The sequence below is a fragment of the Pseudoalteromonas tunicata genome, assembly GCF_002310815.1.
Lineage (GTDB): Bacteria > Pseudomonadota > Gammaproteobacteria > Enterobacterales > Alteromonadaceae > Pseudoalteromonas > Pseudoalteromonas tunicata.
This window is the reverse complement of the sequence record NZ_CP011032.1, coordinates 2,528,048-2,543,390: the sequence shown is the minus strand read 5'-3', so window position 1 is coordinate 2,543,390 and position 15,343 is coordinate 2,528,048. Positions and strand designations below refer to the sequence as shown.

Genomic DNA, 15,343 nt, shown 5'->3' with positions numbered 1-15,343 from the left:
GTCACTTCTATTTGATGGCGATCATTGAACAAAAATTAAAGCATTGATACCACACATTAGTTTGAGAAAAACCAATGTCGCTTAACCGGTGTAAATGCATACTTAAAGGCTCTGGGCGCATCACATTTTCAATCGCGGTGCGTTTTTGGCTTATTTCAAGCTCTGAATAACCATTTGCGCGTTTGAAATCATGGTGTAAATCAATCAATAAAGAGTCGGTTTGTTCGTTCTCACCGCGAAACTTTTCACTTAATAGTAATACTCCACCCGGTTTTAAACCTTGATAGATTTTACTTAATAAAGCATGACGTTGTTCAAGCGGGATAAACTGTAAAGTAAAATTGAGCGCAACAACCGATGCGTTTTCAATGCTATATTCAGTAATATCAGCCAATCGAACTTCAACAGGCACTTGAGAGCGAAAACCATCTAAATGTAAACGACAGCGCTCAACCATCGCTGTTGAATTATCGACTGCGATAATAGTGCAATTTTCTTTTTCAATGGTACGACGCATACTTAATGTCACCGCACCTAATGAGCAGCCTAAATCATAAAGATTTGAGTTATTTTGCGCAAACTGACCCGCTAATTTACCCATCGTACTAACAATGGTGGCGTAACCTGGCACCGAGCGCTGGATCATATCAGGAAAAACTTCAACCACTTTGGCATCAAACGTGAAGTCTGAAACTGCTTGTGAGGTTGCATAAATAGTGTCTTTAATGGTCACAATTGCTTACCTATGCATATTCTATTGGCGTATTTTACGCATATTTACTACTTTAGTCAGTGATAAATTGCGAAGTGAGTTTGTTCGGCAAAATAAAATAACGCTTCTATACTGAGGTAAGGTCTTAACTAGAGTGACAAAAATGGATAAAAATAAAGTAATTAGCACCGAAGCTATCTTATCAACCCTTTGCCGTTCGGTAACAGAAGTATTAACTTCGGCCAGTGGTAATCGCATTAGTTATTCAGCCATGGTACAAAAAATTACTCGTACCTGCATGCGCCCAGATATTGGATGCTTTGTTTTATTTGATGGTGGTTTTACCGGGCTTGTAGTAACTAATTTTACTGCGCAAGCAGCAATGGAAATTTATGGTGATTACATGCGTAACATGGGCATGCCAGAGTCTGAGATAGCCCATAGTCATTTATCTGATGATGTATCGAATGTAATGGGTGAGTTGATGAATCAAATAGTGGGGGATTTTACTGGTAAAGTAAGGTCGCAACTTCATACCTCAATTACCCAAAATCAGCCAAAAATGATGGCGATTAACAAGCAAGTACAAATTTCGGTTGATACCACAATGGACAGGCCACAAGCGCGCCGAGTCACATTTACAACCCGTAACCAAAACATTTTTTATTTAGAATTAGCCATGGATAAAACTGAATTTATTAAACTCCATGATTTTGATATTGTTGAAGATGAAGATCCAGATACCATTATTGCTGATACAAAAAAACAAATAGATGACGACAAAACAGCCAAAGAAATGGCAAAAAGCAATGATGACGATGACTTTATGGCTGAGTTAGGTTTATAAAATAAACTAGCTCAAAATATTAGGCGCTGATGGCGCCTTTTTTATTGGCTATACAAATCACCTTCATGTTCACATAAGTAAATGAATAACCGTAAATCAAGTTCAAGTTGATGATAAGTTGGTTCCATGTGCTCACATAGATTATAAAATGCTCTGTTATGATCTTTTTCTTTAAAATGGGCTAACTCATGCACCACAAGTACTTTAAGTAATGCTTCAGGTGCGGTTTTAAGCTGGGCTGCGATGGCAATTTCATGCGCACTTTTTAATTTTCCACCATGATTTTTGCTAGTAAAGGTATGAGTACCAAGGGCGTTTTGCACCAAATCTTTTTGTTTTTTATAAATGACTTTGTTTATCGCGGGTGTTTTTTTTAAATATTGTTGTTTCAGCTGGTTCGCAAAATTAAATAGCGCCTTATCTGAACTAATTTGATGGGGTGTTGGGTATTTTTTTAATAAATATTCTTTCAATCGACCCTGTTTTATCAAGTTACTGACTTGCTGTTGAATGTTTTCTGGGTAACCTGAAAAATAGTGTTTTTCGCTCATTGTGCAGCTCGAATTTTAAAAAACGCGATCATATCAAATTCGAGCTTGAAGTCAGAGCGTTAAAACAAAGTGTTTTGTTTGCTTTCTTTTTCAGCCAAAAATGGTTGTAAAACAGGGTGATCTAATCCTAAATCTTGCATAAATTGGCGGGCTAAAAGTGGCGAGTCATGATTATCTGCAGTGTGAAAGAATACATAAGGTGTTTTTCCCTCACTTAGCCATTGCCTAATTTTTCCAAGCCAAGGGTTATAAAAAGCGCGATTGTTTGGTAAATCAGAACAACCAACAAAACGGATGATCGGAGAGTTGCCCGTACTTATGACATGCAAAGGCACTTTTGGTTTTTTATTTTGCGCATCGATAATGGCCTCGGTTGTGGGTGCTTCGCTAAATAAAGGTCGCGTATCCATCATCACTCTATCTACATTATGTTTAATTAAGAGTTGGTTAAGCGCAATTTCATGTTTGTCTTTATTAAAAAAACCAAGATTTCTTACTTCAACCGAGCAAGGGAGCTGTGCAGGAAACAGCGTTAAAAAATCGGCTAATCGAGACAAGTGCTGTGGGCTAAAAGCTTTGGGTAATTGCAGCATGACCGAGCCGATATATGGAAACAAAGGGCTAAATAGCTGGCACCATTGTTTAAAATCATCCGTCACGTTTAATAACGCGGCTTGGTGGGAGATACGCTTTGGAATTTTAAAGGTAAATTTAAAATCGGATGGAATACTTTGCTGCCATCTTACAATTGTTTCAGGGCTAGGATCGGCATAAAAGCTGGTATTGCCTTCAACTGAGTTAAAAATTTGAGCGTATTGGCCAAGCATTTGGGTATTTGTGCAGTCGCGAGTTAAAAAGCGACCTTTCCAATGTGCTGAGCCCCATTGTGGGCATCCTAAATAAAGCATGATGATAAAAATAGTTATTGTATTTGCTTTGAAGGATACCAAAGAGTTCACTTGCTTGCGAAGGCAAAAAATAATTGAGCTTAAACGGTATAGTTAGATGACTTTGACTGGGATTTTTATATAATTGGCGCTAATTTTTTTAAACGAATCGAGTTAATTAGCCAATTTAGCGGCTAATACTGAGACTGACAGGATAAGTATGCGCTCTATATATTGCGGACAACTAAATAAAACCCATCTAGAACAAACCGTTGAGCTTTGTGGTTGGATTAATAAACGTCGTGACCTTGGTGGTTTGATTTTTATTGATTTACGTGACCGTGAAGGTGTGGTGCAAGTGGTATTTGATCCAGAAGTTGCCGGATTAATGGATACAGCAAATCAGCTTCGTAATGAGTTCTGCGTAAAAGTGACCGGTATTGTGCGCGCACGTCCGCAAAGTCAAGTTAACAGTGGCATGGCGACAGGTGAAGTTGAAATTTTAGGTAAAGGCTTACAAATCATTAACCGCTCAGAGCCGTTACCGTTAGATTTTAATCAAGTTAACTCTGAAGAAATGCGTTTAAAATATCGTTATTTAGATTTACGCCGTATAGAAATGAGCGACCGCATTAAATTACGCGCTAAAGCAAGCAGCTTTGTTCGTCGTTTCTTAGATGATAACGGCTTTTTAGATATTGAAACGCCTGTATTAACTAAAGCGACGCCAGAAGGCGCGCGCGATTATTTAGTACCAAGCCGCGTTCATAAAGGTAGCTTTTATGCGTTGCCACAATCACCACAGTTATTTAAACAATTATTAATGATGTCGGGATTTGACCGTTACTATCAAATTGTTAAATGTTTCCGTGATGAAGATTTACGTGCCGACCGCCAACCAGAATTTACTCAAATCGATATTGAAACTTCGTTCATGAGTTCTGATCAAGTGCGCGAAGTAACAGAAAAAATGATCCGTCAAATGTGGAATGAGTTACTAAACGTTGATTTAGGTGATTTCCCTGTAATGCCGTATTACGAAGCGATGTCTCGTTATGGTTCAGATAAACCAGATTTACGTAATCCACTTGAATTAGTTGATGTAGCTGATTTATTAAAAGATGTTGAATTCCAAGTGTTTGCAGGGCCTGCGAATAATCCAAAAGGACGTGTAGCGGCTATTAGTGTTCCTGGTGGTGCTGAACTTTCACGTAAACAAATTGATGATTACACTAAATTTATTGGTATTTATGGTGCAAAAGGTTTGGCGTGGATGAAAATCACCGACCGTACTTTAGGTGCTGAAGGTGTGCAATCTCCAGTGGCTAAATTTTTATCAGCCGACATCATCGAAGCAATTTTGACTCGTACTAACGCGCAAACTGGCGATATTATTTTATTCGGTGCGGATAAGAAAAATATTGTCAACGAAGCAATGGGTGCACTGCGTATAAAACTAGGTTTAGATTTAAACTTAACCGATTTAAAAGCATGGGCACCATTGTGGGTGGTTGATTTCCCAATGTTTGAAGAAGATGATGAGGGCACATTACACGCGGTGCATCATCCATTTACAGCACCAAAAGATATGACACCAGCGCAGCTTGAAGCGGATCCGGCTTCTGCTATTTCTGATGCGTATGACATGGTATTAAATGGTTATGAAGTGGGCGGTGGCTCGGTACGTATTTTTAACAACGATATGCAAGCAACCGCGTTTAGAATTTTAGGTATCAATGAACAAGAACAACAAGATAAGTTTGGTTTCTTACTTGATGCATTAAAATACGGAACGCCTCCACATGCGGGTTTAGCGTTTGGTTTAGATCGCTTAACTATGTTGTTATGTGGCACTGATAATATTCGTGACGTTATTGCTTTCCCTAAAACAACTCAAGCGTCGTGTTTATTAACAAATGCGCCAAGCATTGCAAATCCTGATTCATTAAAAGAGTTAGCGGTAGCAGTGTCATTACCTACAAAAGATGCATAATTTAAATTAGCTTGATAAAAAAGACGGCCTAGGCCGTCTTTTTTGTTGTTCATTATTTACAAAAACGTAATTAACACTAAATGCACTGGTAATTTATACAGTTGTAAGGCATCATTTAACAGGTTTTAATGTTTTAAAAGGTATCTCGTTTGGCAATTATTTTAGGGATTGATCCTGGTTCACGCCTCACAGGCTATGGTGTGATAAGTATGCAAGGTAGTAAATACAGCTATTTAGGCAGTGGTTGCATTCGGTTAGGAGATAAACCATTAGCTGAACGTTTAAAAATGATTTTTTTGGGTGTAAGTCAAATCATTGAACAATATCAGCCGACCGCATTTGCAATCGAACAAGTATTTATGGCCCATAATCCTGATTCAGCATTAAAACTCGGTCAAGCACGTGGGGCTGCCATTGTTGCGGCAACAATGGCCGATTTATTAGTCTGTGAATATTCAGCAAGGCAAGTTAAACAAGCGGTAGTAGGCAATGGTGGCGCCGATAAAAAGCAAGTACAGCATATGGTCAAAACATTGCTCACCCTACCGAGCATGCCACAAGCCGATGCCGCTGATGCACTTGCTATTGCAATGTGTCATGGGCATTCTCAACAAAGTTTAATTAAATTAGCCGGACAAGCGAAAAAAACCGTCCGCGGTCGATTAAGGTAATAACATGATTGGAAGATTAAGTGGAATTTTAATAGAAAAACAACCACCACAAATTTTATTGGATGTGGCAGGTGTCGGTTATGAAGTCCATTTACCGATGACGTGCTTTTATCATTTGCCTAAAGAAGGCGAAAAAACAACACTTTATACCCACTTTGTGGTACGTGAAGATGCACAACTGTTATTTGGTTTTAACCATAAAGCCGAGCGTGCGCTATTTCGTGAGCTACTAAAAGCGAATGGGGTTGGGCCTAAACTTGGATTAGCTATTTTATCGGGTATGTCAGCTGACCAATTTGTCCAGTGCGTGCAGCACGAAGATGCAACGAGTTTAGTTAAATTACCTGGCGTAGGTAAAAAAACCGCAGAGCGGTTAGTGCTTGAAATGAAAGATAGATTAAAAGACTGGGGCAGAGACTTATTTAATCCCTCCAGCAATGAACTTGTGCTTGAAATGCAAAATGGCCCAAATGTTCACGATAGCGCAGAAGATGACGCAATTGCAGCCTTAGTAGCATTAGGGTATAAACAAGCGCAAGCAGAAAAAACGGTTAAAAGTTTACGTGCACCAGGCAAAACCTCTGAGGTTTTGATCCGCGAAGCACTTAAATCAATGCTATAAAGCAAAAAAGAGACAGGCATGATAGAAGCAGATCGACTGATCGCACCAAGTGAAGCAGGCAATGAAGATAGTATAGATCGTGCTATTCGACCAAAAATGCTGGCCGATTATACCGGTCAGCCACATGTAAAAGGGCAGATGGAGATTTTCATTCAAGCTGCTAATAGCAGGCAAGAAGCGCTCGATCATTTACTTATTTTTGGCCCTCCAGGGCTTGGTAAAACCACACTTGCCAACATTGTTGCCAATGAATTAGGCGTTAGTATCAAAACAACATCAGGTCCTGTGCTTGAAAAAGCGGGTGACTTAGCTGCAATGCTCACTAATCTTGAAGCGCATGATGTTCTATTTATTGATGAAATTCATCGGCTCAGTCCACATATTGAAGAAATTTTATATCCAGCAATGGAAGACTACCAACTTGATATCATGATTGGTGAAGGCCCCGCCGCTCGTTCAATTAAGCTCGATTTGCCCCCATTTACCTTAATTGGTGCAACTACACGGGCAGGTTCATTAACATCACCGCTTCGAGATCGATTTGGTATTGTGCAGCGGTTAGAGTTTTATTCTGTTGCAGATTTATCCAGTATTGTAAAACGCTCAGCCCATTACCTAAATTTGCAAATGGATGATGAAGGTGCCAACGAAATAGCTATGCGTTCTCGCGGCACCCCACGTATTGCAAATCGTTTGCTTCGTCGTGTTCGTGATTACGCACAGGTTAAAGCTGATGGTACAGTTAATCAACACATTGCAAGTCTTGCGCTAGATATGGTGGATGTTGATAAGCAAGGGTTTGATTTTATGGATAGAAAGTATCTACTGGCTGTAATTGAAAAGTTTTCAGGTGGCCCAGTTGGTCTTGATAATATTGCAGCGGCTATAGGTGAAGAACGAGAAACCATTGAAGATGTGATTGAGCCGTATTTAATTCAGCAGGGTTTTATTCAGCGTACGCCTCGAGGGCGGATTGTGTCCGACAGAGCTTATCTACATTTTGGCTTAATGATTAAAGAAAGTTAACATTTGAAAACCGCTTCGGCGGTTTTTTATTAAGACGAGTGCATTTTAATAACTTATTTTTGTAGGGGAGCCGTTTTAAATTAGGTGTTAAAGCTGTTTCTTTTTATAGCGCTCTGCATCCTCAATATTCATTTTTATTGCTGCACTTTAACAAAGCTCTGAATAACAAAACTAAATTAACTCAAGTTCTAAATAATAGATTTGCTAACGAATTGAATTAGATTTAAATAACTAAGTGATTCATCTTTAGTTCAAAGTTATCACTTGGAACTTAGCGGATTGAATCGTTAATTCCACATTGTTTGCGTTGCTGCCAGAGGTAGAGTTGGTATTCAGCGATGACATTAAATTAACAGGCAAAAAAAGCCCGCGTCCATTAAGGATGCGGGCAAAACAACAAGTTGAAGGAAGTATCCAGGGAACATTAAATGTCTGACGTTTAATGTAGAGTAAAATGAAAAATCAGAATCACTTTACTAGTAACTGGTGAGGAGCAATGCTGCTCGTTCAGTACAGGGTGAATATTACAGACAAGTTGCAAAGTGTTCAAACTAGAAAAATTTTATTTTCAGATAAAAAAAACTAATATCAAAAAATAATATTAGAGAGAATACTCGTTCATATAATAATCAGCAGCTATATAAATTAATGATTTTGTATGGTTATTTTTGATTTGTATTTTTATTGAACAATAAAAATATGTATCCTGAAATTAATTTAATCTAGTAATTGTTAGATTATTCAAGCTAGGTGCATAAAAAGTCATTTTATTGTCATTTTCTCTGATATTTACCCGTTCCAGTCAGTGCTTGTTCAGAATGGTAATTATCTGAAGGATGATTTTTGAGCATTCATTTTTTATCTGACGCAGAGTCATTGTCAGCGGCTATTTGTGTCGTTACACTAGGGCAAATATAAAGGCATTAGTGATATGAACGCTTTGTTTCTTGAACTTATTTTTAATCATAAAGACTAATTAGCCAATAAAACTTATCAAGCGCAAAATTTGGAGACTATTGTAGTGACCACGGAACTTTCATTTATTGATCTAATTTTAAAAGCCAGCTTTTTAGTACAGTTGGTAATGTTAATGTTGGTTGGCTTATCAGTTATCTCATGGACTATGATTTTTCAGCGTCAAAAAGCACTTCATAATGCTCAAATTCAAGCTAAGAAATTCGAAGATAAATTTTGGTCAGGTACTGACTTAAGTAAAATATACACAGAACTTTCAGCCCGCCAACAGGGCTTAGATGGTTTAGAGTCTTTATTTACGGCAGGATTTAAAGAGTTTGCTCGATTATCAAAAAGTAACTTAACTGCGGCAGGCACCATAATGGATGGTACTCATCGTGCGATGCGTGTTGCGCTTTCTCGTGAAATGGAAAAACTAGAATCGAGTTTGTCTTTTTTAGCTACTGTTGGTTCAATCAGCCCTTATATTGGTTTATTTGGTACCGTGTGGGGGATTATGAACGCATTTATTGCATTAGGTCAGGTAAAACAGGCCACTTTGCAAATGGTTGCACCGGGCATAGCCGAAGCTTTGATTGCAACTGCAATGGGTTTATTTGCTGCTATCCCTGCTGTGATTGCCTATAACCGTTTTGCTCACAAAGTTGAAAAAATAGAATCAAGCTATGGTAATTTTATGGAAGAGTTTTCAAATATTCTTCATCGCCAAGCGGTTGCGCAAAATGAGGCGCAACAGTAATGTATCAGCGTAAAAAACGTCGCCCTGTCGCAGAAATTAATGTTGTGCCCTATATCGATGTTATGTTGGTATTACTGATTATTTTTATGGCTACAGCTCCGCTCATTACTCATGGTGTTAAAGTTGAGCTGCCTAAAATGGAGCAATCTGAACTTGTTGAAAGTAAAGACGCACCGCCGATAGTGATATCAATTAATGCCGAGGGCAAATATTTTGCCAGTATTGGCATTGACCCTGAAGAGCCTATGGATGCTATCGACATTGCAGCACAAGTAAAACTTGCCCTAGACAAAGAGCCACTTACACCAGTTATGTTAAAAGGTGATGGCCGAGTGTCTTATCAAGAAGTGTTGTTATTGATGGACTTTTTAAAACGTGCAGGTGTGCCTTCGGTGGGCTTGATGACTGAATCTTTTGAGAAATAATTGTGGTTTTTAAAGAAATTCTTCCTTCATTACTAAAATCGACCAGCTTACATATTGCGTTGGTGGTGGTGCTCGTGCTGAGCACTAATTTTCAATCATCTGAACCTAAAGTGCTTGAAGTGCAACTTAATAGTCCTCAAGAGCTGGCTAATAACAAGCAAGCTGTAGAGGCTATTTCAGTCGATCAGAAAGCGGTCAATCAGCGCATTGAAGAGTTAAAAAAGCAAGATGCTGAGAAAAAACGCACTGAACAACAGCGTTTACGTGACCTTGAAAAAAGAGCTGAAAATGCAAAAAAACAGCGTGAAGAGGAAGCACGTCGCATAAAAAAATTAGAACAGCAGCGTAAGCAAAAAGAGCTTGAAAAGAAAGAAGCCGATGTTGCAGCTGCTCAAGCACAAAAAAAGCAGCAAGATGAGCAGAAGAAAGCTAAGCAAGCTGAAGATGAAAAGTTAAAATCACAAAAAGCGGCGCAAGATGCATTGGCTGAACGCAAAAAGCAAGAAGAAGCGTTGAAAAAAGCAGAGCAAGAGCGCTTGAAGAAAGAAGCTGAGGCAAAAGCTGAAGCAGAGCGTAAACGAAGACAAGCTCAAGAAGAGCAAATGTTACAAGAACAATTAGCTCAAGAGCAGGCCGCACGTAATCGGGCTAAACGTCAGCAGGTACTTACCGAAGTTGAAAAGTATCAGGCGATGATCCAAGCAAGGATCCAACAAAACCTGCTACAAGATGAAAAAATGAAAGGTAAACAATGCAAAGTGAATATTAAACTTGCATTTAATGGTCTAGTTACCCAAGTTGAATCACTTGGTGGGGATAAACTAGTGTGTGAGGCGGTAATACGAGCTATTAGAATGGCTGAGACCTTGCCTGTTTCAAAAGATAAAGATGTTTTTGAACAACTTAAAAATATCAATTTAACATTTAAACCTGAGTTATAAGAGGTCGTATGTTCAACAGATTTAAATATTTAGCTGGATTATGCTTATTAATTGCAAGTAGTCAGTTGTTTGCTGCACTTGAAATTTTTATTACCGAAGGCGTCAACTCTGCTCGTCCAATTGGTGTGGTGCCATTTAAGTATATCGGTGTGGGTCAAGCCCCTGGAGATATCTCTGATGTCATCGCGGCAGATTTACGTCGCAGTGGAAAATTCAACCCAATTGCTACTATCAATATGCCGCAAAAACCTTCAAAGGACGGTGAGGTTGATTATGGTGCATGGGCACAAGAGGGGATTGAAGCGATTGTTGTTGGTCAAATTGAACAGCAAACGGGTGGTCGTTATTTAGTTAGCTATGAATTAATCGATGTTTTACGAGGCCAATTAACTGGCGGCCAAACTCAAATGTTGAGTAATGGCAAGCTGGTCAATAATCAAGATCATATTTTAGATGCTCGTCAAACCGTGATCACTGATGATAGTTTTCGCCGTTATGGCCATCGAATTAGTGATGTAGTCTATGAAGCGCTAACGGGTGAACGCGGTGCATTTTTAACAAAAGTGGCTTATGTGATTGTACGTGACGATCAAGCAATGCCTTATCAACTCGTGGTAGCTGATTACGATGGTTACAATGAGCAAGTTTTATTGCGTTCTAAAGAACCTTTAATGTCGCCAGATTGGTCACCTGATGGCACAAAATTGGCTTATGTGACGTTTGAAAATCGTCAAAGCCAAATTTACATTCAAGATATTTATACTGGTAAGCGTGAACGTTTAACGTCTCACCCAGGTATTAATGGTGCGCCTAAATTTTCGCCTGACGGCACTAAATTGGCGTTAGTTTTATCAAAAGATAAAGACGGTGCGACTGAAATTTATGTGATGGATCTAAAAACGCGTGCCGAGCGCAGAGTGACTCGTCATCGCAGTATTGATACCGAACCAAGTTGGCATCCAAATGGCCAAGAAATTGTTTTTACATCCGAAAGGGGTGGTAATGCCCAAATTTATAGCGTAAATTTAGCTACTGGCAAAACGCGTCGGTTGACTTTTGACGGCGATATGAATTTAGCGGGTTCAATCACGCCAGATGGCAAAGATTTAATCATGGTTAATCGTACCGCAGGTCGTTACCACCTCGCGAAAAAAGAACTTAAAACAGGCGATTTTCAGGTTTTAACTGCAACTCGACTGGATGAATCACCGAGCATGGCACCAAATGGCTCGATGATTATTTATAGTACGCTACATGATAATAAGCAGGTACTCGCTTTAGTTTCTATGGATGGACGTTTTAAAGCACGTCTTCCAGTAGCAAACGGACAAGTGAAGGCACCCGCTTGGTCACCATTTTTATAATAACTAGATACTGGTTTCATTTTTAACAAAGGAATCTAACTCAATGCAACTTAATAAAATTTTAAAAGGTCTGCTAATCGCAGTGCCAGTAATGACATTAGCAGCATGTAGCTCTTCATCAAATGTTGATGAAGGTGCGTCGCAACAAAATCAAACGAACCAAGCTCAGCAAACCACTGATACAGTTCAAGTAGAAACAATTGCACGTGAAAAAACAGCTGAAGAAAAATTACGTGAGAAATATGAAGCGCTTCGTCAAGAACAAGTAATCTATTTTGATTTCGATACTGCAATAGTAAGCAGCCAATATGCTGATTTGCTGCAAGCACATGCAAATTTTCTAGTAGTAAACCCTTCAGTTAAAGTATTAATTGAGGGTCATGCCGATGAGCGTGGTACACCCGAATATAATATTGCTCTAGGTGAGCGTCGTGGTGATGCGGTAGTTACCTACTTACAAAGCTTAGGTGTTTCTGCCAGCCAATTATCGGTAGTGAGCTATGGCGAAGAAAAACCAATGGTTAAGTCTCGCAATGAAGAAGCATTTGCTAAAAACCGTCGTGCGGTTTTAGTGTACTAAGATAAAAGAAACGAAAATATGAAGCCAAAAATTATTTTGGCGGCAATTCTTCTGGGCGGGAGCACTCAACTTTGGGCTGCTCCCGCTCCTGTTTCAACTGTTGGTAATTCAACTTCTGACATAGAAACTAGAGTGGCCGCGATAGAGAACATGATTAAATCTCGTAACTTAGTGCAAGTTGAGTTACAACAGCAGTTTCAAGTATTGCAAGATGAAGTAAGTCAACTTCGAGGCACCACTGAAGAGCAAGGCTATAAAATCGAAAAGATTTTACAACGCCAACGAGAGCTTTATCAGGAAATAGAAGAGCGAGTATCAACAGCGTATGCAAAACCAAGCTCGGTAGCAGTAGAGCCTGCTGCTGAAGAGGTTTCTACTATTAGTAGTAATTTGTCTGAAAACGATGCGTATGATCGTGCAGTGCAAATGATTATGAAAGATAAGCGCTACGATCAAGCTATTCCGCAATTCCAAACATTTTTACAGCAATATCCACAATCGGTCTATGTTCCTAATGCTCATTATTGGTTAGGCCAGCTACAATCGATGAAAAATGATGTCGATGCGGCTAAAACCCATTTTGAAGCTGTTGTGAATGGTTATCCTGATTCTAACAAACGACCTGATGCAATGTTAAAGCTGGCAGCTGTATTACAAAAACAAGGTAATGACGCAAAAGCTAAAACTATTATGCAGCAATTGATCGATCAATACCCAGAATCAACCGCTGCTAAATTAGCAAAAGATCGTATTTCAAAACCGTAGCTTTTCAAATTAGACTGCTTTTTAGCTAAAGCGGTCTAAAATTAGTCAACCGAGTGTAAAAACTAAAGAAAAGTACAATTTTATATTGCACTCAGCGTTTAAATAAGTATTATAAGCGCCCGCAGCCGCTCGTTAGTTCCTAACGGATAACTGCACCAAGATTAAAGAGAAATCTTAAATCGGGTCATTAGCTCAGTTGGTAGAGCAGTGGACTTTTAATCCATTGGTCGATGGTTCAAGTCCATCATGACCCACCATCCTTTTAGAGGCGACTCAAAAAAGGAAACCGAACGCTTTCATCGGAATATAAAACGAAACACTTAGAGCGGGTCATTAGCTCAGTTGGTAGAGCAGTGGACTTTTAATCCATTGGTCGATGGTTCAAGTCCATCATGACCCACCATCCTTTTAGAGGCGACTCAAAAAAGGAAACCGAACGCTTTCATCGGAATATAAAACGAAACACTTAGAGCGGGTCATTAGCTCAGTTGGTAGAGCAGTGGACTTTTAATCCATTGGTCGATGGTTCAAGTCCATCATGACCCACCATCCTTTTAGAGGCGACTCAAAAAAGGAAACCGAACGCTTTCATCGGAATATAAAACGAAACACTTAGAGCGGGTCATTAGCTCAGTTGGTAGAGCAGTGGACTTTTAATCCATTGGTCGATGGTTCAAGTCCATCATGACCCACCATTCTCTTGGTACTCCTCATTTTTAATCTCTTCTTCTTTATTATTTATTACAATACTGTCATTTAGTCCTTATTTTTCGTATAATTCGCAGCAATTTTTAACTGTGGACTTTGTGGTCGAGATGATGAGTCTAGCTGAACAGATTATGCCTGAGGATTATATATTTCCTCCAAAACCAACCCCGCTTTCAGACACTGAAAAAGCTGCTTATAAAGCGCGGATCAAAGCGTTATTGATTGAAAAAAATGCGGTGCTTGTTGCACATTATTATACCGATCCTGAAATTCAAGCTCTTGCTGAAGAAACAGGTGGTTGTGTTGCAGATTCTTTGGAAATGGCCCGTTTTGGTAGCAAACATCCGGCAACAACAATTGTGGTCGCAGGTGTACGTTTTATGGGTGAAACCGCTAAAATCCTAACGCCTGAAAAAACAGTTGTGATGCCAACACTTGCAGCAACTTGCTCTCTTGATGTGGGTTGTCCAATCGAAGAGTTTTCAGCATTTTGTGATCAATACCCAGATCGTAAAGTGGTGGTTTACGCCAATACGTCAACCGCAGTAAAAGCGCGAGCTGATTGGATTGTTACCTCTAGTTGTGCGCTTGAAATTGTTGAACATTTAGATGAGATGGGCGAAAAAATCATTTGGGGACCAGATAAGCATTTAGGCGCGTATATTCAAAAGAATACAGGTGCAGATATGATTATGTGGAACGGTGCCTGTATCGTTCACGATGAATTCAAAACTAAAGCGTTAAAAGACATGAAAGCGCTGCATCCTGAAGCGGGTGTATTGGTTCATCCTGAGTCGCCACAAGAAATCGTTGATTTAGCTGATGCGGTGGGCTCTACCAGCCAGCTAATAAAAGCGGCGCAAAATATGCCCAACCAAAAATTCATCGTGGCAACCGATCGCGGTATTTTTTATAAAATGCAGCAGCTGTGTCCAGATAAAGAGTTTTTTGCCGCGCCAACCGCGGGTGAAGGTGCAACCTGTAAAACCTGTGCCCATTGCCCGTGGATGGCGATGAACGGTCTTAAAGCGATTGAAGAAGCATTAACGCAGCCGCAAGGTCGTGAAGTATTTGTTGATATGCAATTGCGTGAAGGCGCGTTACGTTCGCTTAATCGGATGCTTGATTTTGCCGCCACAATTACCTTAGCTAAAAATGGTTAATTGATCTAGCCGATAAGTTTGGTTTAATTCGTGATTCAAACTTATCGTGCCTAATTGAGGTCAATTAATCACCGTTTAAACGCTGTAAGCGAGAAAAACCTTGCAGCGTTTAAGTTGATTGCATACTATACCCACCGCACTGCAGCAGTGTGTTTTACAAAGAAAAATTAGTTTTACAAAAAGGTGACGTGTCCGAGTGGCTGAAGGAGCACGCCTGGAAAGTGTGTATACGGCAACGTATCGAGAGTTCGAATCTCTCCGTCACCGCCATTTAAGCCCAATCTACTCTCTAGTGTTAAATTCAGTTCGTAATTAAAATCTTAACTATTAATCGGCTATAACTTTTTCAAACGATAGATATAGTTAAATATTTT

At 39.5% G+C, this 15,343-nt stretch carries 15 protein-coding genes and 5 tRNA genes; 17 read left to right on the top strand and 3 right to left on the bottom strand.

The features are described 5' to 3' along the window. Positions 1-7 precede the first annotated feature (7 nt). Positions 8-733, bottom strand: coding sequence for a carboxy-S-adenosyl-L-methionine synthase CmoA (gene cmoA, locus PTUN_RS11610; RefSeq protein ID WP_009840486.1), 726 nt, complete (start codon positions 731-733; stop codon positions 8-10). 142 nt (positions 734-875) lie between these two features. Between cmoA and PTUN_RS11605 the strand changes: the two genes are divergently transcribed. After that, a complete protein-coding gene (locus PTUN_RS11605) occupies positions 876-1,559 on the top strand; it encodes a DUF3334 family protein (RefSeq protein WP_009840485.1) in 684 nt (227 codons plus the stop codon). Positions 1,560-1,600: 41 nt separating this feature from the next. Here PTUN_RS11605 and PTUN_RS11600 read toward each other — a convergent pair whose 3' ends face one another. Both PTUN_RS11600 and PTUN_RS11595 read right to left on the bottom strand, forming a co-directional pair. Continuing rightward, positions 1,601-2,110, bottom strand: coding sequence for a M48 metallopeptidase family protein (locus tag PTUN_RS11600; RefSeq protein WP_009840484.1), 510 nt, complete (start codon positions 2,108-2,110; stop codon positions 1,601-1,603). A 59-nt stretch (positions 2,111-2,169) separates the two neighbouring features. Continuing rightward, the gene (locus PTUN_RS11595) at positions 2,170-3,018 is read right to left on the bottom strand and encodes a DUF72 domain-containing protein (protein WP_009840483.1); all 849 of its coding nucleotides are present in this window, start codon (positions 3,016-3,018) and stop codon (positions 2,170-2,172) included. A 199-nt stretch (positions 3,019-3,217) separates the two neighbouring features. Here PTUN_RS11595 and aspS point away from each other — a divergent pair, with 199 nt between their 5' ends. From aspS to PTUN_RS11515, 16 genes are all read left to right on the top strand, one after another. Further along, the gene (aspS, locus tag PTUN_RS11590) at positions 3,218-4,990 is read left to right on the top strand and encodes an aspartate--tRNA ligase (RefSeq protein ID WP_009840482.1); all 1,773 of its coding nucleotides are present in this window, start codon (positions 3,218-3,220) and stop codon (positions 4,988-4,990) included. A 149-nt stretch (positions 4,991-5,139) separates the two neighbouring features. Beyond that, positions 5,140-5,661: a crossover junction endodeoxyribonuclease RuvC gene (gene ruvC, locus PTUN_RS11585; protein ID WP_009840481.1), complete on the top strand. Its 522-nt coding sequence runs from the start codon at positions 5,140-5,142 to the stop codon at positions 5,659-5,661. A 4-nt stretch (positions 5,662-5,665) separates the two neighbouring features. Then, entirely contained in the window at positions 5,666-6,283 is a 618-nt protein-coding gene (ruvA, locus tag PTUN_RS11580; RefSeq protein WP_009840480.1) for a Holliday junction branch migration protein RuvA, read from the top strand. Between the two features lie 18 nt (positions 6,284-6,301). After that, a complete protein-coding gene (gene ruvB / locus PTUN_RS11575) occupies positions 6,302-7,309 on the top strand; it encodes a Holliday junction branch migration DNA helicase RuvB (protein ID WP_009840479.1) in 1,008 nt (335 codons plus the stop codon). A 1,021-nt stretch (positions 7,310-8,330) separates the two neighbouring features. Further along, positions 8,331-9,023 (top strand): protein TolQ, encoded by a 693-nt coding sequence (gene tolQ / locus PTUN_RS11570; protein WP_009840478.1) that lies wholly within the window; start codon positions 8,331-8,333, stop codon positions 9,021-9,023. Further along, complete coding sequence (gene tolR / locus PTUN_RS11565) at positions 9,023-9,448, top strand: protein TolR (RefSeq protein WP_009840477.1); 426 nt, start codon at positions 9,023-9,025, stop codon at positions 9,446-9,448. Before tolQ ends, tolR begins: the two co-directional genes overlap by 1 nt. A 17-nt stretch (positions 9,449-9,465) precedes the next feature. After that, a complete protein-coding gene (gene tolA, locus PTUN_RS11560; RefSeq protein WP_040644328.1) occupies positions 9,466-10,389 on the top strand; it encodes a cell envelope integrity protein TolA in 924 nt (307 codons plus the stop codon). Between the two features lie 8 nt (positions 10,390-10,397). Then, positions 10,398-11,753 (top strand): Tol-Pal system beta propeller repeat protein TolB, encoded by a 1,356-nt coding sequence (gene tolB / locus PTUN_RS11555; RefSeq protein WP_009840475.1) that lies wholly within the window; start codon positions 10,398-10,400, stop codon positions 11,751-11,753. Between the two features lie 43 nt (positions 11,754-11,796). Beyond that, positions 11,797-12,333 (top strand): peptidoglycan-associated lipoprotein Pal, encoded by a 537-nt coding sequence (gene pal, locus PTUN_RS11550; RefSeq protein ID WP_009840474.1) that lies wholly within the window; start codon positions 11,797-11,799, stop codon positions 12,331-12,333. 18 nt (positions 12,334-12,351) lie between these two features. After that, entirely contained in the window at positions 12,352-13,098 is a 747-nt protein-coding gene (gene ybgF / locus PTUN_RS11545; RefSeq protein ID WP_009840473.1) for a tol-pal system protein YbgF, read from the top strand. A gap of 181 nt (positions 13,099-13,279) precedes the next feature. Beyond that, positions 13,280-13,355, top strand: a tRNA-Lys gene (locus PTUN_RS11540). A 70-nt stretch (positions 13,356-13,425) separates the two neighbouring features. Next, a tRNA-Lys gene (locus PTUN_RS11535) sits at positions 13,426-13,501 on the top strand. 70 nt (positions 13,502-13,571) lie between these two features. Next, positions 13,572-13,647: transfer RNA gene (locus PTUN_RS11530), tRNA-Lys, on the top strand. A 70-nt stretch (positions 13,648-13,717) separates the two neighbouring features. Then, positions 13,718-13,793, top strand: a tRNA-Lys gene (locus tag PTUN_RS11525). 123 nt (positions 13,794-13,916) lie between these two features. Next, complete coding sequence (nadA, locus tag PTUN_RS11520) at positions 13,917-14,969, top strand: quinolinate synthase NadA (protein WP_040644327.1); 1,053 nt, start codon at positions 13,917-13,919, stop codon at positions 14,967-14,969. 182 nt (positions 14,970-15,151) lie between these two features. Further along, a tRNA-Ser gene (locus tag PTUN_RS11515) sits at positions 15,152-15,239 on the top strand. Positions 15,240-15,343 lie beyond the last annotated feature (104 nt).

What these genes read in the sequence shown, in the direction of transcription:
- PTUN_RS11605 (WP_009840485.1), top strand. Translation starts at nt 876, where the DNA reads ATGGATAAAAATAAAGTAATTAGCACCGAAGCTATCTTATCAACCCTT.
- PTUN_RS11600 (WP_009840484.1), bottom strand. Translation starts at nt 2,110, where the DNA reads ATGAGCGAAAAACACTATTTTTCAGGTTACCCAGAAAACATTCAACAG.
- PTUN_RS11595 (WP_009840483.1), bottom strand. Translation starts at nt 3,018, where the DNA reads ATGCTTTATTTAGGATGCCCACAATGGGGCTCAGCACATTGGAAAGGT.
- aspS (WP_009840482.1), top strand. Translation starts at nt 3,218, where the DNA reads ATGCGCTCTATATATTGCGGACAACTAAATAAAACCCATCTAGAACAA.
- ruvA (WP_009840480.1), top strand. Translation starts at nt 5,666, where the DNA reads ATGATTGGAAGATTAAGTGGAATTTTAATAGAAAAACAACCACCACAA.
- ruvB (WP_009840479.1), top strand. Translation starts at nt 6,302, where the DNA reads ATGATAGAAGCAGATCGACTGATCGCACCAAGTGAAGCAGGCAATGAA.
- tolR (WP_009840477.1), top strand. Translation starts at nt 9,023, where the DNA reads ATGTATCAGCGTAAAAAACGTCGCCCTGTCGCAGAAATTAATGTTGTG.
- tolB (WP_009840475.1), top strand. Translation starts at nt 10,398, where the DNA reads ATGTTCAACAGATTTAAATATTTAGCTGGATTATGCTTATTAATTGCA.
- pal (WP_009840474.1), top strand. Translation starts at nt 11,797, where the DNA reads ATGCAACTTAATAAAATTTTAAAAGGTCTGCTAATCGCAGTGCCAGTA.
- ybgF (WP_009840473.1), top strand. Translation starts at nt 12,352, where the DNA reads ATGAAGCCAAAAATTATTTTGGCGGCAATTCTTCTGGGCGGGAGCACT.
- nadA (WP_040644327.1), top strand. Translation starts at nt 13,917, where the DNA reads ATGAGTCTAGCTGAACAGATTATGCCTGAGGATTATATATTTCCTCCA.